21 protein-coding genes and 1 other annotated feature are annotated in these 22229 nt (G+C 42.9%); of the genes, 2 read left to right on the top strand and 19 right to left on the bottom strand.

Features of this window, described 5'->3' with window-relative positions; all coding sequences use genetic code 11:
- Positions 1-7: 7 nt before the first annotated feature.
- The 11 genes from ERX29_RS06305 to zapA all read right to left on the bottom strand — a co-directional run bounded on the left by ERX29_RS06305 (position 8) and on the right by zapA (position 11274).
- Positions 8-619, bottom strand: coding sequence for a succinate dehydrogenase cytochrome b558 subunit (locus tag ERX29_RS06305; protein ID WP_133443855.1), 612 nt, complete (start codon positions 617-619; stop codon positions 8-10).
- A gap of 231 nt (positions 620-850) precedes the next feature.
- Positions 851-2632, bottom strand: coding sequence for an excinuclease ABC subunit UvrC (uvrC, locus tag ERX29_RS06300; RefSeq protein WP_133443854.1), 1782 nt, complete (start codon positions 2630-2632; stop codon positions 851-853).
- Between the two features lie 63 nt (positions 2633-2695).
- Positions 2696-3010, bottom strand: a complete 315-nt coding sequence (gene trxA, locus ERX29_RS06295) for a thioredoxin (RefSeq protein WP_133443853.1) — start codon at positions 3008-3010, stop codon at positions 2696-2698.
- A 71-nt stretch (positions 3011-3081) separates the two neighbouring features.
- Positions 3082-4023, bottom strand: coding sequence for an electron transfer flavoprotein subunit alpha/FixB family protein (locus tag ERX29_RS06290; RefSeq protein WP_133443852.1), 942 nt, complete (start codon positions 4021-4023; stop codon positions 3082-3084).
- A gap of 13 nt (positions 4024-4036) precedes the next feature.
- Complete coding sequence (locus tag ERX29_RS06285) at positions 4037-4807, bottom strand: electron transfer flavoprotein subunit beta/FixA family protein (protein ID WP_133443851.1); 771 nt, start codon at positions 4805-4807, stop codon at positions 4037-4039.
- A gap of 21 nt (positions 4808-4828) precedes the next feature.
- A complete protein-coding gene (locus ERX29_RS06280) occupies positions 4829-5581 on the bottom strand; it encodes an enoyl-CoA hydratase-related protein (protein ID WP_133443850.1) in 753 nt (250 codons plus the stop codon).
- On the bottom strand, positions 5574-6158 hold the full coding sequence (locus ERX29_RS06275; RefSeq protein ID WP_133443849.1) for a TetR/AcrR family transcriptional regulator: 585 nt from the start codon (positions 6156-6158) through the stop codon (positions 5574-5576). Before ERX29_RS06275 ends, ERX29_RS06280 begins: the two co-directional genes overlap by 8 nt.
- A gap of 214 nt (positions 6159-6372) precedes the next feature.
- Entirely contained in the window at positions 6373-8712 is a 2340-nt protein-coding gene (locus tag ERX29_RS06270) for an endonuclease MutS2 (protein WP_133443848.1), read from the bottom strand.
- A 1-nt stretch (position 8713) separates the two neighbouring features.
- Positions 8714-10414 carry a DNA polymerase/3'-5' exonuclease PolX gene (polX, locus tag ERX29_RS06265; protein WP_133443847.1) on the bottom strand — a complete coding sequence of 567 codons (1701 nt, stop codon included), beginning with the start codon at positions 10412-10414 and terminating at the stop codon, positions 8714-8716.
- A 43-nt stretch (positions 10415-10457) separates the two neighbouring features.
- Positions 10458-11009 carry a CvpA family protein gene (locus ERX29_RS06260; protein WP_133443846.1) on the bottom strand — a complete coding sequence of 184 codons (552 nt, stop codon included), beginning with the start codon at positions 11007-11009 and terminating at the stop codon, positions 10458-10460.
- Complete coding sequence (gene zapA / locus ERX29_RS06255) at positions 11002-11274, bottom strand: cell division protein ZapA (RefSeq protein ID WP_133443845.1); 273 nt, start codon at positions 11272-11274, stop codon at positions 11002-11004. Before zapA ends, ERX29_RS06260 begins: the two co-directional genes overlap by 8 nt.
- 91 nt (positions 11275-11365) lie before the next feature.
- Between zapA and rnhC the strand changes: the two genes are divergently transcribed.
- Entirely contained in the window at positions 11366-12274 is a 909-nt protein-coding gene (gene rnhC / locus ERX29_RS06250) for a ribonuclease HIII (protein ID WP_133443844.1), read from the top strand.
- A gap of 126 nt (positions 12275-12400) precedes the next feature.
- Here the strand turns inward: rnhC and ERX29_RS06245 are convergent, their stop codons facing one another.
- The 3 genes from ERX29_RS06245 to pheS form a co-directional block, all read right to left on the bottom strand.
- The gene (locus tag ERX29_RS06245) at positions 12401-13099 is read right to left on the bottom strand and encodes a M15 family metallopeptidase (protein ID WP_133443843.1); all 699 of its coding nucleotides are present in this window, start codon (positions 13097-13099) and stop codon (positions 12401-12403) included.
- A gap of 126 nt (positions 13100-13225) precedes the next feature.
- Positions 13226-15619 carry a phenylalanine--tRNA ligase subunit beta gene (pheT, locus tag ERX29_RS06240; RefSeq protein WP_133443842.1) on the bottom strand — a complete coding sequence of 798 codons (2394 nt, stop codon included), beginning with the start codon at positions 15617-15619 and terminating at the stop codon, positions 13226-13228.
- Entirely contained in the window at positions 15606-16676 is a 1071-nt protein-coding gene (gene pheS / locus ERX29_RS06235) for a phenylalanine--tRNA ligase subunit alpha (RefSeq protein WP_133443841.1), read from the bottom strand. Before pheS ends, pheT begins: the two co-directional genes overlap by 14 nt.
- Before the next feature lie 47 nt (positions 16677-16723).
- Positions 16724-16924 (bottom strand) — a binding site (T-box leader).
- A 295-nt stretch (positions 16925-17219) separates the two neighbouring features.
- Here pheS and ERX29_RS06230 point away from each other — a divergent pair.
- The gene (locus ERX29_RS06230) at positions 17220-18179 is read left to right on the top strand and encodes an IS30 family transposase (protein WP_133443877.1); all 960 of its coding nucleotides are present in this window, start codon (positions 17220-17222) and stop codon (positions 18177-18179) included.
- 97 nt (positions 18180-18276) lie between these two features.
- On the opposite strand, the gene ERX29_RS06225 is transcribed toward ERX29_RS06230, so the two are convergent.
- The 5 genes from ERX29_RS06225 to ERX29_RS06205 all read right to left on the bottom strand — a co-directional run bounded on the left by ERX29_RS06225 (position 18277) and on the right by ERX29_RS06205 (position 22172).
- Entirely contained in the window at positions 18277-18801 is a 525-nt protein-coding gene (locus tag ERX29_RS06225) for a hypothetical protein (RefSeq protein WP_133443840.1), read from the bottom strand.
- A gap of 260 nt (positions 18802-19061) precedes the next feature.
- Complete coding sequence (locus ERX29_RS06220) at positions 19062-19307, bottom strand: hypothetical protein (protein WP_133443839.1); 246 nt, start codon at positions 19305-19307, stop codon at positions 19062-19064.
- Between the two features lie 91 nt (positions 19308-19398).
- Positions 19399-20136 (bottom strand): TrmH family RNA methyltransferase, encoded by a 738-nt coding sequence (locus ERX29_RS06215; protein ID WP_133443838.1) that lies wholly within the window; start codon positions 20134-20136, stop codon positions 19399-19401.
- A 102-nt stretch (positions 20137-20238) separates the two neighbouring features.
- Positions 20239-21078, bottom strand: coding sequence for a patatin-like phospholipase family protein (locus tag ERX29_RS06210; protein ID WP_133443837.1), 840 nt, complete (start codon positions 21076-21078; stop codon positions 20239-20241).
- Positions 21079-21113: 35 nt separating this feature from the next.
- Positions 21114-22172, bottom strand: a complete 1059-nt coding sequence (locus ERX29_RS06205; protein ID WP_133443836.1) for a M42 family metallopeptidase — start codon at positions 22170-22172, stop codon at positions 21114-21116.
- Between the last annotated feature and the right edge of the window lie 57 nt (positions 22173-22229).

Raw genomic sequence — 22229 nt, 5'->3', positions numbered from 1 at the left:
CTCTAAATTAAATGAATGCAAATAAAGCTGTTAAACCTAAAGCTGATACTGCCAAGAAAACGAATAGTGATACATAAGTCATGATGCGCTGGGATTTCTCGTTCTGAGTAATTCCCCAAGTGACCGCAAATGACCATAGACCGTTAGCAAAGTGGAATACAGTGCTTAAAATACCGATGATATAGAAACCGATATAGAACGGATTCGCAAACAGATCATGCATCATGCTGTAATCCACGTGATGACCGAACGCCACTTGTACACGTGTCTGCCATACATGAACTGCGATGAAGATGAATGTAATGACACCTGTGACACGCTGCAGTAAGAACATCCAATTACGGAATGTAGAATAATGACCGATATTATTTCGTGCTGTAAATGCGATATAAACCCCATAAATAGCATGGAATAAAATTGGAATGTAAATGATTACCGTTTCAAGGATAAGTTTAAGCGGTAAGTTACCCATGAAGTCAGAAGCTTTGTTAAAGCTTTCTGGACCGTAAACCGCAAAGTGGTTAACAAATAAATGCTGGAGTAAGAATACACCAATCGGCAGCACCCCAATTAAAGAATGCAACCTGCGTAATGCAAAAGACTGTTCTGGTTTCGCCAAGCGAAGTCCCCCCTAATGATTTTTTTCGACAAGTCAAATGAACACACTCAATTCTACGCCTTATGATTTACGAAATCAAGAAACCGATTACATAAAATAGAAAAAATTGAAGACTTGTTTTATGAAATTATTGTAACACTTTTAAATAGTCAGTGGACTATGATAATCATTATCAATTAGAGGTGTGATTTCACATGATATAAATAAATATATCCAGAATTTATTTTTTCATTAACTATTGAGAGTGGTCTGAATAATTTCTGCTGTTGTTTTAGGAATACCAAGTGCTGTCAATTCGTCAAGTGGTGCTTCTTTAATTCTTTTAATAGAACCAAAATGCTTGATCAGCTGTGTTTTACGTTTCGGTCCGACGCCCGGGATATGATCGAGCTGCGACTGCAGTCCCGTCTTCTTGCGTGTCTGTCTATGGAAGGTGATCGCAAAACGGTGAACTTCATCCTGTATTCGCTGCAGGAGATAAAACGCCTGGCTTTTCTTATTCAGTGGAATAATATCCGCATTGTCACCATACAACAGTTCAGCCGTCTGGTGCTTTGCATTCTTTTTGAGGCCGGCAACCGGTATATCGAGTCCGAGCTCGTCTTCAAGCATGCTATTGATGATATTCATATGTCCTTTGCCTCCGTCGACTATGATCAGATCAGGAAGCGGCAAGCCTTCCTTAAGAACTCTCATATAACGACGTCTGACTACTTCTGCCATCGACTTGTAGTCATCCGGTCCGTCAACGGTGCGAATCTTATATTTCCGGTAATCCTTCTTGCTTGGTCGGCCATCTATAAACGTAATCATAGCTGACACAGGGTCTGTCCCCTGTATGTTGGAATTATCAAATGCTTCTATACGAATGGGTGTCTGGATGTTCATCGCACATCCAAGCTCCTCGATGGCATTGATTGTTCTTGATTCATCCCGTTCAATAATCTCAAATTTATTGGATAATGCGATTTTTGCGTTTTTCTCTGCAAGGTCGACCATTTCCCTTTTCGTTCTTCTGACCGGCTGAATGACTTTCGTATCAACAACTGAACGTACCATGTCGATATCGAGACCGACCGGGATATGCACTTCTCGCGGTAAAATGTTCTGGTTAAGCTGGTAAAACTGACCGATAAAATTATAGAAGGCATCTTCAGGATCCTGGAGCAGCGGAATCATGGTGACATTGCGTTCAATTAAATTCCCCTGTCTGATGAAAAACACCTGCACACACATCCAGCCTTTATCAACGCTGTAGCCGAAAATATCCCGTACCGTCATATCAGCAGTCATCATCTTCTGCTTGAACATAATGGATTCGACATGGCTTATCAGGTCGCGATATTCCTTTGCCTGTTCAAAGTTTAGAGTGAGACTTGCCTCTTCCATCTTAGTGCGAAGATCTTCTATAATGGTCGAGTCTTCACCATTTAAAAACTGGGTGACGGTCTGCACCATCTCCTGATAAGCTTGTTCTTCCACCGGATAGACGCACGGTCCAAGACATTGACCGATATGATAATAAAGACAGAGTTTATCCGGCATGTGATTACATTTACGAAATGGAATAATACGGTCCAGCAGTTTTTTCGTTTCCTGGGCAGAATAAGCATTGGGATACGGTCCGAAATATTTGCCTGTATTCTTTTTGACCTGGCGAGTGACAAGCAGTCGAGGATGCTTTTCCTTCGTAATCTTAATGAACGGATAACTTTTGTCATCTTTTAATAAAATATTATAGCGCGGATAATGCTTTTTGATTAAAGTCAGCTCCAGCAGCAGTGATTCAATCTCAGTGCTAGTAATGATAAATTCAAAATCCCGGATTTCAGCGACAAGACGTGTCGTCTTTTCGTCATGCGCACCATTGAAGTACGAACGCACACGGTTACGCAGGTTCTTTGCTTTGCCGACATAGATGATTTCATTCTGTCTGTCTTTCATCAAATAACAGCCCGGCTCCATCGGAAGAACTGCAAGTTTGCGTCTGATTTTTAGTTGAAAATCTTCCATACACATTTCCCCATTCAAAATAAAAAAGAGCCGAAGCTCTTTTAAATGCGTCTAAAACGCTTCTTAGTAATGTTTTTCAAGTACTGATTGTAGTTGTTCTTTAGGTTGGAAACCTACGACTTTATCTACCACTTGACCGTCTTTAAAGACTAGTAGAGTCGGAATGCTCATCACTTCAAATTTAGCTGCTGTAGTCTGGTTTTCATCAACATCTACTTTGACAATGTTAGCTTTACCTTCGATGTCTCCTGCTAAATCTTCAAGTACTGGAGCGATCATTTTACATGGTCCACACCAAGGTGCCCAAAAGTCTACTAAAGTAACGCCTTCTTTAATATTTTCTTCAAAGTTTGCATCAGTTGCATTAATCAATGCCATTGCTAGTTCCTCCTAAAAAATCATGATAACAGGAGTATAACATGGAGCTATTACATCGTCACCCTCTTTGCTCATACTCGAGCAGCTTTAAATGCATCAGTCAGCATCGGTACGACTTCAAACAAATCTCCGACGATCCCATAATCAGCTACACTGAAAATATTTGCTTCAGGATCTTTGTTAATGGCAACGATGACTTTTGCATTGCTCATTCCTGCTAAATGCTGGATTGCCCCGGATATACCGCAGGCAATATAAAGGTCAGGAGTGACGACTTTACCTGTCTGACCGATCTGAAGAGAATAGTCACAGTATTCAGCGTCTGTCGCGCCTCGCGAAGCACCGACCGCACCACCGAGCACCGCCGCTAGTTCCTGAAGCATGTCAAATCCTTCTTTTGATTTGACACCGCGTCCACCTGCAACGACGACTTTCGCTTCTGCCAAATCCACCCCAGCTGTTGTCTTCTGAACAATTTCATTGATTGTTGTTCTTAAATCCTTGATCTCTACATCAAGCGGCGTGACTTCACCTGCTCCCGCCATATTTTGCACTGCAAAGTTGTTCGGTCTGATCGTAATGACTTTAAATTCACTGTTAAATGTCTTTTCCTCAAATGCTTTACCGGAATAGACAGGACGTTTATAACTGTTGCCGTCATAATCTATCACATCAGTGATCAGTCCGGCGTTTCTTCTGATTGCAATTCTTGGTGCAATGTCTTTACCGATTGCCGTATGGCCGAGTATTAAATATTCTGGATTCACTGTATCAAGCGCAGCTGAGATTGCTTGCGTATAGCCGTCGTTACTATAAGGTGCGAGCTTTTCATTGGTCACTGTCACTATGCTGTCAGCCCCGTGAGCTGATAACTGCTGAACCATGTCATCTGTACCATTGATAAGAAGCGTTGTGACTGTTCCGAGCTCTTTGCCGAGCGCTATTGCTTCAAACGATACGTTTCTCAGTTGGTTATCTTTAATTTCCGCTACAGTTAAAATATTCGTCATGATATATCCCCTTTTCTTATCCGACTATCTTCTTATCATTGAACAGAATTCCGACCAGCTCATCCACCTGAGCGTTCAGTTCACCATCAAGAATGCGTCCCGCCGCTTTTTCTTCCGGCATTGTGACATTATTCACAGATGTCAGTGCTTTAAAATCGTCAACATCGATATCATCCAGTTCCAATTCATCCAGCGGTTTTTTCTTCGCTTTCATAATGCCCGGCAGAGATGGATAACGCGGTTCATTCAGACCTTGCTGACAAGTCATCAGAAATGGCAGCTGTACCGTCACCTTTTCAGTGTCTCCTTCGGCATCTCTTGTAATATAGGCAGTTGTTCCTTCTATAGTTAGTTCTACCGCTGTCGTCACGTAAGGAATATTCAGCAGTTCTGCTACAGCCGGAGCGACAGAACCGCTGCCACCGTCAATCGCCACATTGCCCGCAAGAATGACATCTACCTCTTCTTCAGCCAGGTAGCCGGCAATGATTTTTGCAATGCTTGTGCTGTCAAACTCGTCATAGTCATCTTCTGCATTGATCAGCACTGCGCGGTCTGCTCCCATAGCGAGCGCTGTACGGAGTTCTTTTCCACTTTCTTCATCGCCGACAGTCAGCACAACTATTTCTCCGTCGTGCTCTTCCTTCAGTTTGACAGCTTCTTCAATCGCATATTCATCATATGGATTGATGATAAACTCTGCGCTTTCTTCATCGATTTTATTCCCTTGCAGCTGGATGCGTTCCTCAGTGTCAAATGTGCGTTTCATCAGTACATAAATATTCATCTTTTTTCCCCTTTGTCGATGTTATTTAAAGTCAGGCTTACGTTTGCTGATAAATGCTTCGATACCTTCTATAGCATTCTCTGTTTCAAATATACGGCCGAACAGCTGCGCTTCAATCTCATCACTGTTTCCATCAATAGCTTCAGCACTCACTGACATAATGCCGCGGATGGAATCAGTTGAGTAGCTGGCGATCTTAGCACTTAAATCAATCGCATATTGCATCATTTCATCTTCTGTCTGAAAAGCTTTTGTCACGAGTCCTCTCTCTTCAGCCTGCAAGCCATCTATAGGTTGACCAGTCAACGCCATTTCCAATGCTTTTGCTGTCCCGATATAACTTTTTAGACGGCGGATTCCAGAATAGCCCGGCATCACTCCAAGATTTATTTCCGGCAGCCCGATTTTAGCATCCGTCGTCGACAGACGGATATGACAGCTCATCGCAAGTTCTAATCCTCCACCGAGTGCTGCTCCTTTGATCAGAGCGATGACAGGCACTTTGAACTTATCGATTCTATTAAAAATGACATGAGTATCACGGCTCTGCTGTTCAAGTTCGGCTGCACTGCGTACAGTAAATTCCTTGATGTCAGCACCGGCAGAGAAAAATCTACCTTCACCTTGCAGCAGTACAACTCGTATAGATTCATCTGACTCGACTGCGTCAAGCTTATCGTTAAGCTGTGAAATCAGTTCAGTCGACAAAGCATTTGCTTTTGGTCTGTTGAGTGTCAGTGTGCAAATATGGTTATTGACCACCATATCAATCATGTAATTGTCCCCTCCTCACGGCTTTACTGATCAAGTAATATAACTCGTCGAATTGTGCGAGGATGTCATATTTGAAGTCTGACACGACCCAGGTGGATATCGCCTCATCCACTGCTCCAAATATCAGCTGTCTCGCAAACTTCAGATTCATTGTGTTATCAAAGTCGCCCGCCTCTATCCCTTTGACGAGAATATCATTGAGTAGGCGGTGATAAGGAATAAGCAGATGATTCAGCTTGTTTCTCATCTCTTTCTTCGATTGTCTGAGTTCCAGCTGTACACAAGCAGCAAGCGGCTGATCGAGCGCCAGCCATTCCACGTGATTTCTGACAAATATCTTCAGTTGCTTTTCCGGCGATAAATTCCCTAGCGTCTGTTCCATCGTCTTCATAAGCTGATCAACCTTATATTCAAACAGGCCGAACAAAATATCATCCTTGTTCTTAAAATAGAGATAGATAGTGCCATCAGCAACGCCTGCCTGCTTTGCGATCCTTGATACTTGTGCCCCGTGGTAACCATGTTCAGCAATCACTTCTACCGCTGCATTAATAATCAGTTGTCTTTTCTCTGTCAATAAAGTTCTTCCTCTCTAATGAATGACCATTCATTCAACTATTAGTATAAAAAAGAAGTAATTTTCCGTCAAGTCATTTGCAGAATATTACTTCTTTTAATTTTATTACTGCAAAAACAAGTAGATAACGCCACTGATGAGCATCAGCGAAGCGACAATAATTAAAACAATGGCAAGTTTATACATATCAAAATTCCACATAATGATCATCCTCCTATTTCAGTTCAACGACTGTCACACCGAATCCGCCTTCAGAAGGCATACCGCCTCGGAATGATTTAACTTCTTTAGCGCGTTTCAAGTAATCCTGTACACCTTTTTGAAGTGCCCCGGTGCCTTTCCCGTGAATGATAGTGACTTGATTGTAATTGCTGAGGAGTGCCTGATCCAGATAATTTTCAAGTCGCACAAGTGCATCTTCATAGCGCTCACCGCGTAAATCCAGTTCCATTTTTATCGTCTGACGGTTCACAAGAGGAACGACCCGTATTTGCTTGTCCTTCTCCGGCTGTTCTTTCTTAAAGTCTGACAGCGGCAGTTTCATTTTGATGATTCCCATCTGAACAACCGCTTCATCGTTATCCACCGACAGAATCACACCTTTTTGCCCATAGGACAGCACTTTGACATTATCTCCTGGTTCAATCGTCTGCTGCTCTTCAATCTTATGTGTTTTTTTAAGAGTTGTTTCATTATATAGATCTTTAAACTGTCCTTTTTTCTCAATCAGTTCATTTTCTTTAATGCCTTGCTGTTCAGTGCGCAATGTCTTTAAATCTCTGATGATATCATCCGCCGCTTTTTCAGCTTTTGTAATAATATCATTAGCAGACAATTTAGCCTGCTCTATCAATGACTCTTTATTTGACATATATTGCTCATACTGCTCCGAAAGTTCTTTATGAAGCTGTTCTGCTTCTTTCTTCAGCGCCTCCATATTGATGCGGTCGTTTTCTGCCTGACGTGTATTTTTCTCAAGAGCGGTGATCATTTCATTGACCTCAGCATTATCCATATGAATCAGCTGTCTGGCATGTTTGATCACCGACAGATCGAGTCCCAGTTTCTTCGAAATCTCAAAAGCGTTACTTTTTCCGGGGACACCCATCAATAATTTATACGTCGGACTTAATGTTTCTACATCGAATTCTACACTTGCATTCATCACATGACTGCGGTTATAGCTGTAGGCTTTCAGCTCCGGATAGTGCGTCGTTGCCATCGTCATAACGTTCTTCTCCAGACAACGGTCGAGTATACTCATCGCAAGTGCTGCGCCTTCGGAAGGATCTGTCCCTGAACCGAGCTCATCAAACAGTACAACGCTTTTGTCGTCCATCTCTTTTAATATGGAAACGATATTCGTCATATGACTTGAGAAGGTAGATAGTGACTGTTCAATCGACTGTTCATCACCGATATCGCAGAACACCTCATGGTAGATGCTGAGCGCTGCTCCTTCTGCAGCGGGAATCATCAAACCGGACTGTGCCATCAAAATGATTAAGCCGACTGTTTTAAGGGTGACTGTCTTACCACCTGTATTCGGACCGGTAATAATGACTGAATGAATGTCATCACCGAATATAATACTATTTTTAACGACTGTCTTCTGGTCAAGCAGAGGATGCCAGGCAAGCGGCAGGTCAATCGTCCGTTCGTCCAGAATGACAGGAATCACCCCTTTGATTGAATGACCATATTTCGCTTTCGCCAGCTGATAGTCCAGTTCTCCCATCACATCTGTCACCCAGTTGATGTCATGATGAACTTCCGCAATAATTCCTGACAGCTCGTACAAAATCCGGCTGACTTCTTCATTCTCGCGCGCAGCGATGGTATTCAACTGGCTGCTGAGTTCTACTATACTATTCGGTTCAATGTAGAACGTCTGACCTGATGCCGATGTATCATGGACAATTCCCGGGAAGTCCTGCTTATATTCACTTCTCACCGGAATCACTTGTCGATCGTTACGGATCGTCACAATAGCATCAGATAATTTTTTCTGATTTGCCTGCGATCGAACGATGGAATCCAGTTTATCTTTAATTCTTCTATTGATGGTTTTTTTCTGCTGACGGATATCGTAGAGCACAGAAGAGGCATTGTCACGAAGCTCCACTTCATCACATTTTGCCTCTATTTCGTCACTGATATGACTTAACACCGGCAGCTTCTGAAATTGTGCTGCCAGCAGCGGAAGGTTTACATCTCCTCCCTCAGACAAGTTAAGGATGTATGTTTTATACCGATTAGTCACCCGTATATTATTCTTGATACGGTTAAGTTCTGTCACGCTAAGCATAGAGCCGATATGGGCGCGTTTCGTCAAACTTTGAACTGCAGTCAGCGTACTCATGCCAGGTTCACTGCCCTGCATGTGAATCAGCCGCGCTTCTTCAAGTTTAAAAAGCTGATTCGTTAACCAATCTTTATCACTGGACGGCTGCAACTCGTGAATCAGCGCGCTGCTCACTTCATTTTGAGAGAGTGCCAGTACGCGTTCTTTAACGCGATGATATTCTAAAACATTTAATGCTTTAACGTTCATTTTATTTCTTTCCTTCCTTAAGCCATTTCCTGAATTCACTACGCGTCATTGTATTGATGACCTGTTCTGTTATGACATGGCCTTTAATGGCTGTTCCGACGCCATACTTCATTAAGTCAAGATGATTGATATGATGGGCGTCTGTATTGATGGCAATTTTCAGTCCTGGATTGTCCTTTAATACAGTGCTGCTGATATCCAGTCTTATCGGATGAGCATTGACTTCCAGCACGGTCCCTGTCTCTCTCGCAGTCTTAATGAGCTGCTCCATATTAACCGGATAGCCGGCACGGGAACCGAGCAGTCGACCGGTTGGATGGGCAATCTGTCTGACATAAGGATTATGACAGGCATTCATCAGCCGTTCCATAATTCTGCTTTCAGACTGACTGAAAGATTGATGGATGGCTGCAATCACATAGTCCAGCTGTGCGAGAACCTCATCCGGAAAATCCATTGTCCCGTCAGGCAGTATATCCATTTCAGTGCCGCTGTATATATCGATTTCACTGTAAGCTTTATCAAGCACTTTAATCTTCTCATGCTGTTCCAGCAGCCGTTCAATAGTCAGACCATTCGCCACGCGCAGGCTTTTTGAGTGATCCGTGATGACCATGTAGTCATACCCTTTCTTAATGCACGCTTCAATCATCTCCTCAAGTTCGTGAGCACCATCACTTGCAGTCGTATGCATATGAAGGTCGCCTTTAATGTCGCCAAGTGACAGTATCGACGACTGGTCGACGTCAAATGCATCGACTGTGTCCCTCATCTCCGGTGGGATGAACTGCTGTCCGTAATGCTGATAGATTTCTTCCTCAGTCGCATATTGTATCAGTTCCCCGTCCTTTGTCGTAATGCCATATTCATTCACTTTCTCGCCGCGTGCTTTAGCAAACTGACGCATCTTTACATTATGATCTTTACTGCCGGTGAAATGATTCAGCATCTGTGTGAATCCTGCATGATCAGTAAATCTGAAGTCCACTGATGTCTCCAGATCTTCAATCATAATAGTAACAGATACTTTTTCACTGCCACTTACTTCTACATGTGTCACAATATCCAATGATTCAATCTCGCCTGCCGCATGCTCAGGTGCATCAGTTTCAACTATATAATCCAGGTCCTTACTGTACTCTTTCATACGTCTATGACTGCCTGCAACTTGATAACGCGTAATAGAAGCACAGTTCTCCAGCCCCTCATTGATGAATGAAGTCAGCTTGACTGCTTCGTTAATACTGAGGTCACGCTTTGTATTTAACTCTTCAATGCCTTTCAATATCGTTTCTTCGGTCTTCGCTCCGAACCCGGCAAGTTCTTTTACGCGTCCTTCAGTACACGCTGCCTGCAGTTCATCAATCGTCGTGATGCCAAGTTCTTTATGAAGCTTGACGATTTTCTTTGCACCTAAGTTTCTGATTTTCAACATTTTAATATGTCCTTCAGGTACCTGGGATTTAAGTTCGTCCAGCAGAGAAGATTGACCTGTAGTTCTGTACTCATCCAGCAGTTCTGACACACTCTTACCGATTCCTGGCAGCACAGAAAAATCTTCAATGTCGTCAATCGGCGTCTGTGACTGTTCGATAGTGCCCGCTGCTTTTCTGTAGGCCGACACTTTAAAGCTGTTCTCACCTTTTAATTCCATATATAATCCGACTGTTTCCAATAGCTTAATATAATCTTTTTTTGTCATATAGTGACCTCCAAAATAAAAGTCATAGACCTGCGCCTATGACTTATGAATTAAATATATGAATGAACGCTGCATTCTGGAACCAGTGAATCGCACGATTGCTTAGTATCGGAGTATATTCCACAATAAATCTTGCGATATGGCTGCCATCAATCCGCTCCTGAATGAACGGTGCAGGTATCATCGCAACAAAGAAAAACAGAATAAATACAAGCAGATAGCTCTCGATAAAACCGAGTAATGATCCGAGTGATGCATTCAACTGCTTCAAGAGTGGCAATTGCGCGATATAGTCAAAAACTGTTGCCACCATCTGCAGAATAACCTTACTGATAATAAACAGAAAGATAAAACTGACGATGTTGTAAAATGCATGCTCGCTGTCAATCCAATCTATCAGCACAGAAGACTGCTGATTTGCAGATGGATAGGGAATGATCATATCAAGTTTTTCAGCAAGCCCTCTATAGAAAATCCGGGCAATAACCAAAGAACTGATGGTTCCTATTAAATGCATGGATTGCAGTATAAATCCTCTTCTGAGGCCAATGACTGTGCCCAGTACAAGGAAAAACAATAAAATAATATCAATCATTTACCGGACCTTGCCCTTCTGATTCATAGGCAGCAAGCAATTCTTCGTATTTCTCCTGCAGCTTGACATAATCATCCATAATATTGACAGCAGTGAGGACTGCCTTGCGCGACGTGTCAAGACCGGAATTATATTTTGAAATCTCACGAATTCTACTGTCTACAAGTCCTGCAACATGTCTAATATGACTCGGCTCGTCTTCACCGATAATCGTGTAATGTTGATCATATATCGAGACGGTTATTCTATTTTTAAATTCACCCATATGGTCCACTCCACTGTTCGTCGTTTACTTTATATGTTACCATTTTTTATAAAGAATACACAATAAAAATACGACTGTTGAGGGATTTCCATTGAGTACTGTAGTAAATGTATTAACTAAAGAAGAAATTAATGCATTAATGAAACGGTTCACATTTGAAACAGCAGGTCTGCCGCCAGGTATGACAGCCCGGACAAAAGTACAGGGGCATTCCATTTCCATCTACCGATCCAGAAAAGTAATGATTCAAGGTAAAGATGCTGATAACCTTGCTGCAGAACTGATTGGAGCTGCTCCTCCAAAAACCCGTACTGAAGATATCGGCACGTTTCCTTACGATACTTTTGACTGCATCGGTTCCGATGAAGCAGGCTCCGGTGATTACTTCGGTCCGATGACTGTATGTGCTGCCTACGTAACGAAAACCAACGCATTGATTCTGAAAGAACTGGGTGTCATGGACTCAAAGAAACTGAGCGACACTAAAATATGTCAGCTCGCTGAAGAAATCATTCCATTTATACCGCATTCATTGCTTGTGCTTGATAATATTAAGTACAATGAGCGTAAGTCAATCGGCTGGAGTCAGGTGAAGATGAAAGCCGTGCTGCATAATCAAGCAATTACAAATGTGCTGAACAAAATTGAGCACCCAGTCGACTATATTGTCATCGATCAGTTTGCAGTTCAAAATGTCTACGAGAATTACGCCCTGACCTCCATTCCTGAACGTGACAAGACAAGATTTGAAACAAAAGGGGAATCTAAAGCCATTGCGATAGCAGCGGCAAGTATCATCTCACGTTATGCGTTTGTCAAATGGATGGATAAAATCGAAGAAGAAACAGGACTCTCTATTTATAAAGGCGCCGGTGCTAAAGTGGATGTACAGGCCGCAAAAATCATCGCAAGAAAGTCAGTTGATTATCTCGATACAATCACCAAGAAAGACTTTAAAAACAGAGCGAAAGCTTTAGCACTTCTGGAAAGGAAGAGGTAATATGGAATCTATTTATATAGGAGCAGGACTTGCAGTATTTGCTTATCTGCTATGGTATATTTCAAAATCTATTACGAAAAGAAAACCTTAAAGCAGCAAATAAAGGAGAGGACAGTGCCCTCTCCTTTAATAATTGCAGATATACCCTTTGACTTTATGAGTGCCGGAATATAGTTTACTTCTTCCTGCTACACCTAAATATTCTTCCAATGTTGTCTGATTTGCTTTAATTCTAGTCGCAGTTGTCACACCGACATAACGGATATGCCATGGCTCATACATAAAGCCTGTGATACTTTCCTTACCAGCTGGATAGCGGACAATAAACCCATACCGTTGCCCGTTTTCCTTGATGAATTTAGAAGCTGCTGTATACTGGAATGCTGTAGTCAATGTTCCATAATTCGTTCCATCTCTAATATCTATCGCAAGTCCTAGCTGATGTTCACTTGTCCCGGGTTTCGCAGAGATTTTTGATGCATAGTCGAATCCGTACATATAGATATAATTATTGTAAAGCTGTTTCTGTGTTGCATAACTTCTATAACCATAAGCGCCTGGTGCACCGACAACATCGAGGACAATCCCTTTCTTCAGAGCGGCTGCTTTCATCTTATGATAAGCGCTGATCATCGTCTTATTCGCACCGGGATTGAAACTCCTCGCCATCCCGTACTGCTTATTTGCAATCGGTATATTGTTGATTTTATACTGTTTGCCAGTATACTGAACAGTGATATTACAAGTTTTTGGTGCCGCTGCTTCAGCCTGCTGACCCATCCCCAGTATAGCTAGACCAACAGCTACACTCATTATTTTTTTCATTCACAGCCCTCTTTTCCAGTTTTTCATTGATACTTCCATTAAATACGATTTTACTGCATCTGCCCAGTATTTTCACAGACTTTTAAATTTTTTTAAAAAAAGAGACCTCAAAAGGTCTCTAAAAAATTATCCACGGAGTTTGGCACCCGTCTGAGTCAAGTTCTCAAGGACTTTATCAACAATCGGCTGGATATCCGCATCTTTCAGTGTGTCTTCAGGATTCAGGAATTCCATACGGATAGCAACAGATTTCTTGTCTTCAGCGATATGTTCACCTTCGTAAACGTCAAAGACTGTCGCGCGCTGAAGATACTTGTTGTCTGTGTTCATAATCACTTCAATCAGTTCACCTGTACTTCTGCTGCGATCAACTTCTAGTGCAATATCACGGGAGATACCAGGGAATTTCGGAATCATGTGATATTTGACAGCACTTGGCTCTTCCAGAATACGCTGCAAATTCAGTTCAAATACATACGTTGCTTTTAAGTCTTGGGCACGTTCGACAATCGGATGCAGCTGACCGATCACACCGACCACTTCACCATTCATAAGAACATTTGCACTGCGGCCAGGATGCAGTTCAGTCATGTCAGCACGTTCGTAACTGAACGTGACATTTAATTTCTCGGAGAGCGCATCAACGATTCCTTTGATGATGAAGAAATCGACCGCTTCTACTTTACCCTGCCATTCAGTTGCACTGAAGTTGCCCGTTATAATACCTGCTAACTTTTCGATCTCTACCGGCTGAGTGTCACCGCGGCCGTGGAAAACATTTCCGATTTCATAGAGGGCGACGTCTTTCATCTGACGCGCATTATTATATTGCACCGCATCGATCAGATGAGGCAGCAGACTTTGACGCAGAACAGCATGATCCGCACTCATCGGCATCATCAGTTTCACGGTGTCATGAGACTTGTTAGTGAACTGCTGCGCCTTCTCTTCTGATACGAGTGCATAGGTGATCGCCTGATTTAAGCCGAGCCCTTCTAATAGATGCTTCACGGCACGGCGCTTCGCTTGATAAGCGGTTAAGCCCACTTGTTTATTCGAGCTTGTTACCGGCAGTGTCGATGGTAATTCGTCATAACCATAAATACGTGCCACTTCTTCAATCAAGTCTTCTTTGATCGTAATATCACCGCGACGCGTCGGTACATGGACGTTGAAAGAATCGCCATCAACCTGGCTGTCAAAGCCGAGACGTTCAAAGATATTCTTGATTTCAGTGTTAGACAGGTCAAAACCAATCAAATCATTCACTTCGTCTGTTGTAATCTGAACCATTACTTCGAGTTCAGGCAATTCACCTGCTGATACGACACCTGCTAACACATTACCCTTCGCATGTTCCTGAAGTAAAAATGCTGCACGGTCAACTGCCATATTAACTCGTTCAGGTGCAATTCCTTTTTCAAAGCGGCTTGACGCTTCAGAGCGGAGACCTGTTTTGCGCGATGTCTTACGGACATTTACCGGATTGAAAAGTGCTGATTCAATAACGACGTTTGTTGTAGTATCTGTCACTTCAGAGAAATCGCCACCCATGACTCCTGCTAGAGCGACCGGGTCTTTACCGTTAGTCACGACGATATCTTCCGGTGTGAGTTCACATTCCTTGTCGTCAAGTGTTGTCATCTTCTCACCGTCAGTAGCATACCGAACGACGATTTCTTTCGAGCCGATCTGGTCAGCATCAAATATATGAAGTGGCTGTCCGAGTTCCATCATAACGTAGTTCGAGACATCGACAACGTTATTGATCGGACGAACACCTGCTTTAATGAGGCGCATCTGCATCCACGTCGGAGAAGGTTTGATTTCTACGTTCTGAACAATACGCGCTGCATAATACGGTGAAGCCTCTAAGTCATCAATTTTAACGCTGATATGGTCACTAGCATTGCCTGACTCGTTCAATTCTGCTTCCGGGAACTGAATATCTTCCTCGTATAATGCACTCACTTCATACGCACTACCTAACATACTCATTGCATCTGCGCGGTTAGGCGTCAGACCGAATTCCATGACACCATCTGCTAAGAATAACGCTTCAAGTGCGTCCGTGCCCGGTGTCACTTCTTCAGGAAAATTGAAGATCCCTGATTCGTACTGTGCCGGCACAAGGTTCTTCGGAATACCCAGTTCGCCGAGTGAACAGATCATCCCATTCGATTCAATACCGCGCAGTTTCGCACGTTTAATCTTCACGCCACCTGGCAGGCGGCCGCCCGGTTTACAGACGATAACGTACTGACCCGCATCCACATTCGGTGCACCGCAGACGATCTGCAGTGTCTCATCACCGACATCAACAGTCGTGACATTCAATTTATCAGCGTCAGGATGCTTCTCTTTAGTAAGAACGTGCCCTACAACGAGATTCTTGATGTCTTTCGAATAATCTGTGATTTCTTCCACTTCGATACCGCTTCTTGTAATTTTCTCTGCCAGTTCCTCGACCGGCACATTGACGCGGACAAATTCATTCAGCCATTCTTTACTGACTAACATGTTCACTACCTCCATCTTCTACTGCTTTGAACTGTTCAAGGAAACGCAAGTCATCCGTATAGAAATGACGGATATCTTCAATACCATATTTCAGCATGGCGATACGGTCTGGACCCATACCGAACGCGAATCCTGAATATTTCTCTGAATCGAATCCAGCCATCTCTAACACATTCGGATGCACCATACCGGCACCAAGAATCTCGATCCAGCCTGTGCCCTTACAGACGTTACAGCCCGCACCGCCGCACTTGAAGCATGAGATATCTACTTCAACAGAAGGCTCAGTAAACGGGAAGAAACTTGGACGAAGACGAATCTCACGGTCAGCGCCGAACATCTTCTTCGCGAATAACTCAAGCGTTCCTTTTAAGTCACTCATCTTGATATTCTCATCCACGACAAGCCCTTCAATCTGTGTGAACTGATGACTATGTGTCGCATCATCGCTGTCACGACGGTATACTTTACCCGGACAGATAATCTTGACCGGTCCTTGACCTTTACGGCTCTCAAGTGTTCTTGCCTGAACCGGAGACGTATGCGTACGCATCAACAGTTCCTCAGTGATATAGAAGCTGTCCTGCATATCACGCGCCGGGTGAGACTTCGGCAGATTCAGCGCTTCAAAGTTATAGTAATCCGTTTCAACTTCATAACCTTCAACAACCTCATAGCCAAGACCGATGAACAGATCCTCAAGCTCCTCGACAATCTTCGTAAGCGGATGCGCACTACCGATATTGAACTTACGGCCAGGTAACGAAATATCAATCGTTTCATTCGCAAGCTTGTCATTGATCGCCTTCTCTTTCAGTTCAGTATCCTTCTCAGTCATTGCCGCCTCAACCGCCTGACGCGCCTCATTGACCAGCTGACCGAACTTCGGTTTCTCCTCGTTTGGCAGTGATTTCATTTCCTTCATTAAACCAGTGATAATCCCCTTCTTACCCAGGTACTCAACCTTCACCTGCTGCAGTCCTTGTGCGTCACTCGCATCACTTACTTTAGCCAGTGCTTCACTTTGGAGTGCACTCAACTTATCTTTAAGTTCCATCATAATCCTCCTAAAAAATTGATAAAAAAATAGCCCATCATCCTCAAAAAAGGGACGAAAGACTTCCGCGGTACCACCCAAATTTATGCCTAAGCATACACTTCATTCATGCGTAACGGGCAGAGCCGGCTTAACTTCTTATTAAGCAACCAAAAAGATGAAAAGACACAACATTCAGGTGACCGTTTCACCACAGTCGATCACTCTCTAAACTGAATTTATGTATCCCGTCTTTTTATCGGTGTAATATTCGATTCGTATTAATTATAAGAGAAAAGGTAAGGACAATCAAGTAGTGCAGTGAAATGAGTTGGATAACTATCAAGATCACAAGGCCAATCGTGAACACTGCTTATTAGAAAAGTACATCACTACCTTGAATCATCTTAAAACTTCTTACTCGTTACGCATTCCAGTAGCATCTTTATAGTCAATTTTTTTAATAAACGCCGATTGTAAAATTAAGCTAGACAATTAAATGAGCCACCTGTGGTAAACTCTATATGTATTTCCTACCAAAGAAAACTTAAGGAGTTGCACAGAATAGCCTATACACATCTTACCACGGATGAACTTACGTTCATAGAATCATATTACCATCAGAAGATTTCAGTTCGGGAGATATGCAGCAGACTTAAACGTTCCAGGCAGACCATCTATAATGTCATCAATGCCTTGAGAGACGGGATGTCAGCGATTGATTATTATGAAGGCTACAGGATAAGAAAACAACACTGCGGAAGAAAGAAAATCAAACTGCCCGAGGAAGAGCGTTCTTACGTGATAGAAAAAGTCAATGATGGCTGGACCCCGGACACTATCAAAGGAAGAAACGACCAAGTGGTCAGCTGTTCCATGAAGACGCTCTATCGGATGTTCAAAGAGAATATTCTGCCACTTTCCAGTCTGCCCATGAAAGGCAGAAGAAAGCCTAACGGACATCATGAAAAGCGAGGAAAACAGCCATTCCATCGGAATATCTCTGAGAGAACCATTGAGTTTCCTGACTATCATAATGAATTCGGTCACCTTGAAGGTGATACTATCGTAGGCTGTCATCATGCCAGTGCTGTCATCACCCTGGTAGAGAGAGTATCCCGGTTCATTATCACAATAAGACCAGCAGGACGAAAGGCAGTTGATATCGAGGAAGCATTAAGCGCAATGCTGTCAGCAGTTCCTGCTCACTTATTCAAATCAGTCACATTTGACTGCGGCAAAGAATTCTCTAACTGGAAGGCAATCAGTAATCAACATGATCTGTCCATCTTTTTTGCGGATCCAGGCTGTCCCTCACAGCGAGGACTGAACGAACATTCTAATGGAATGCTTAGAAGAAACGGATTACCTAAACAGATGGATTTCAACCTCGTGACAGATGATTTTATCATCAGTGTCACTCAGGGAATCAACAACAGACCGAGAAAATCTCTGGGCTATCATACACCAATGGAAGTATTTATGAGTTTCATCGAAGATGATCATCTGTCTAGCTTAATTTGACAATTAATAATTTATTATAAAAACGCTTTTACTGACATAGTAAAAGCGTAAATTATTGATTTAAAGAATGTATTCAATTAGTTAGATATAACTCCTATCAGAACGGTCTATCATGTCTAACATTGCCTTTAATTTGCCGTTCTGCATATCCTGTATTCATCATAAATATAATTATCCACATCCCAACTATTAAAGGCAGCATCGATACATGACGATTTAACATATGCATTACAAAGCAGTATAAGAGTCCTAATACTAAAAACAGGATGTTAGCTAATATATAGGGTAGCGTATCTTTATTTCTCTGGTGAAACATTCTCATTTCACTAGTGAATGTACAAAGAAACAGTGCAGAGTATAAAATAACAAATGCTATTCCTGTTTTAAATGATTCAGCTGAATCGATTATCTTCTGCTTTTCAGCTGGCAGGTTCCAGTAGCTGTCCTTATTCATAGGACTTTGAAACGTAAAATATATCCATACTACAATTAAGATGAAAATAAAAGGCAGTATTAACCACTTATGTTTCCGATACATTTCTACACTGATCGATGCTTTCGGTTTAAAGAGGTTACATGTATAATCACGCCATACGTTTTTCCATGTAATTGATCGATTCATATTCTAACTCCCCTCTATCACTTTGACTTCATCCCGCTCGCTATGATAATTGCCGTGTGTCGTCAGACTCACCACTAAAAAGCTTATAAAAAAAATGAAAGGATATATTTTAATGTGATTCATGTAACATATAATAATGTAGCCGAATCCAAGGATGAAATAGGTCAGATGTGCCCATTGAAAGCGCTTTGCTGAGACGCCCCGCTTCTTATATAATCGCATTTCAAGGGAATAAGACAAAATATAGATGATCAACACGGTTATAAAAAAGTCAGGCTGAATTTTATGTCATGTCTGAGATCAATTTCTTGCTGCATCGCTTCAGACATCTTGTAATATGCTTCAGAATACTGCAAATCTTTTAGTTGACTGACGAGTAACAGTATGACAGGTAAACATAATATTCTCGCAATCCAAGTTTTCCTTATGTAGTCCTGCTTTGTAATAGGCGCGTCGCAGTTGAACATATTCTTAAAGTAGTCATTTAATATCTCTTTAAATTTCATCGTAAAAACCACCCTTGTTGTTATACATTAAGTATAAATGACAACGGTAGTTTCAACTAACAATTTTTGTATATTTAAGGAGTTTTTAAGATTACTTCAGCGCATACATCAGTATTCCCGCACAGACGGCGACGTTCAAGCTCTCTGCCTGGCCGTAGATCGGGACAAATAGGTTGTCATCTGTCTCTTCCAGAATCAGCTCATCAACGCCCTGTCCTTCGTTGCCGAGCACAAGGATGAATTCGTCAGCAATTTCAACGTCTTTAAAGTTTCTGCCGTTTTTCAGTGACGTGCCATAGATCTTACCATTGAAATGGTCTTTAATCTCCTTAAAATCCGCTTCAATGACAGGTATATGAAAGACACTGCCCTGGCTCGCACGCAGTACTTTATCGTTATAGATGTCGACCGTTCCTTTGGAGATCACAACACCGTCATAACCTGCAGCATCAGCTGTCCGGATAATGGTGCCGACATTTCCCGGGTCCTGAATGCGGTCGAGATAGATGAGCTGCTTAAAGTCTGACAGCTGATGTTCCGGCATCTGGCAGACGGCATAGATGCCTTGCGGTGATTCTGTCTGTGATAATTTTTCTGCAATCTTGAAGGTAATCTGAAACTGTTCTTTGCTGCATGCAGTCATTTCGTCTGATACATCATCCGGGTTAACGCTGAGGATAGTTTCAACTTGCAGGCCGCTCTTAACAGCTTCTTCAACAAGATGATATCCTTCAACTAGAAACTGCTGCGCTTTCCTGCGGTCTTTTCTTGTATGCAGCTTCGCAATATTCTTGATTTTTGTATTCTGTACGGATTCGATGAGTTCCATATTGACCACTCCTTTTATCAATAATGCTAACTATATTATAACTCAACTCTTTGTCTCAAGGTATAAATGATAAAGAATGCCCTGCGGCTGCAGAGCATTCTTTTAGTTGTACCAGTATTTTCTTAAATCTGCGTTTTCATGAGCAAGCTTTACACCTTGCGCATAGCCTGCTGCACCAATCTTCTCCACTAATGATGCGTTGAATGAATCAGCAACGAGCGGGCGTGATGTGTCGTCAGGTGTAATAAGAATAACATTGCTGTTTTTGCTCAGCTCTTTGACTTCATCATAGACATTAGGTAGTGTGCCTTGTCCTTGTTCAATCATCGCGATAACGACCACCTGGTCATAGCCTTCAGCGAACTGCGCATTGTTCCCTGATGTCAGGCCGCCGTCAATCCAGTCCTCACCGTTCAGATGAACGGATCCCCAGATGCCCGGCACCGCTGAACTGGCTGCGACCGCCTGCAAAAGTTCCACACCACTGTCCTTATTGAACTGATGCGTCTTCCCTGTCTCCACATTAAGAGCGGTGGTCGTGAGTGCATCTGTCCAGTTAAACTGACCGACCAGCTGCTTCATTCTATTGTTGCGAGCATCGTCAGCAATCGCAGGTTCTCTTGACTGCGTGATACGACCGAAGTTCTTCCCGATTTCTTCAGCTGAACTACCTGCCGCTGCACGGCCGAATAATTCAAAGAAGTCCATACTAGCTAATGACTGGTCCTGTTCAGCGCTCTGACTTGCCATAGCAGCCAGATAATCTTTCATACTCTGTCCATTCGTTAACGCAGAACCTACTATTGAACCGGCAGACGTTCCGATCACCTTGTCCGCCGTATTCAGCTTGATTCCATTATCAGCAAGACCTGCTATCACGCCTGATTCCCAGGCGATGCCAGCAATTCCCCCGCCCCCTAATACAACTGCACGAGTCGTCACTTAAACCATTCCTTTATTATATGATGTAAAATATCTTAATACGTCTGTTCAATAATACTGTCAACGATGTCATCATTCAGTTCTCTGATTACGGCGTTGACGAGCTTTAATGCACCGTCATAGTCCCGTCGGTTCATCATAGAGACGTTTGAATGAATGTAGCGTGTCGGTACGCTGATGGTGATGGCTGGTGCGCCTTCTAAACTCTGCGCCATATGACCTGCATCTGTAAAGCCACCTGTCATATAATCATACTGGACAGTGATGCCTTTCTTCTCAGCAACGTCCGCCACAAACTTGCGGAACGACGGGTGACTGATGTGCCATGTATCAACGAGCACGACAATCGGCCCTTCTCCCATCTTCGCATTGCCAGTCATGCCTGGTGTCTTCGAACAGATACCGACGTCCAGTGCAATCGCAAGCGACGGCTTGACAGTATACGTCGCTGTCTTTGCTCCACGTGACATCGTCTCTTCCTGCGTGACCGCACCAGACACGACGGAGATTTGAGGATTCGGATTATCGCGCAGCGTTTCTATTGCCAGTGCACAGCCGAAGCGGTTATCCCATGCTTTCGCCAGCAGATAGTCCGGATTCGTCATCACTTCAAATTCACTGTACGGCGTAATCGGATCTCCCGGCCGTATACCTGCTGCCAGTACTTCTTCTTTGGAGTCAACACCGATATCGATGAACAGGGCTGCCTTATCTGCTGCAAGTTCCATTTCCTTTAATGTCAGTACATGCGGCGGTTTACCGCCGATGACACCGCGTACATCCCCGTTACGTCCACTGATTGTCACCTTCTGACTGAGCATGACATTCACCCACCAGTAACCGAGGTTAGTGAATTTAATAAACCCGTCATCAGTGATTGATGTCACCATAAATCCAATCTCATCAAGATGACCTGCCAGCATCAGTGTATGACGTCCCGATCCCTTCCTGCCGAAAATACTGCCTGTCTTGTCAGTAATAATCTTATCTGAGATGGGTTCTAGATATTCTCTCATCAGTGCCGTCATCGGTTGCTCATAACCTGAGACGGCGTTACAATCTGTCAATCGTTTGAATAATTCTAATTGATCCATCTTCATCCCCCTTATCCTCTGTCATCATTATAGAACCATTCCTTTAAACTGCATAGA

Source organism: Macrococcus lamae (assembly GCF_004359545.1).
In the GTDB taxonomy this organism is placed as follows: domain Bacteria; phylum Bacillota; class Bacilli; order Staphylococcales; family Staphylococcaceae; genus Macrococcus; species Macrococcus lamae.
The sequence above is the reverse complement of the archived record's forward strand: the minus strand, read 5'-3'. Positions and strand labels throughout refer to the sequence as shown.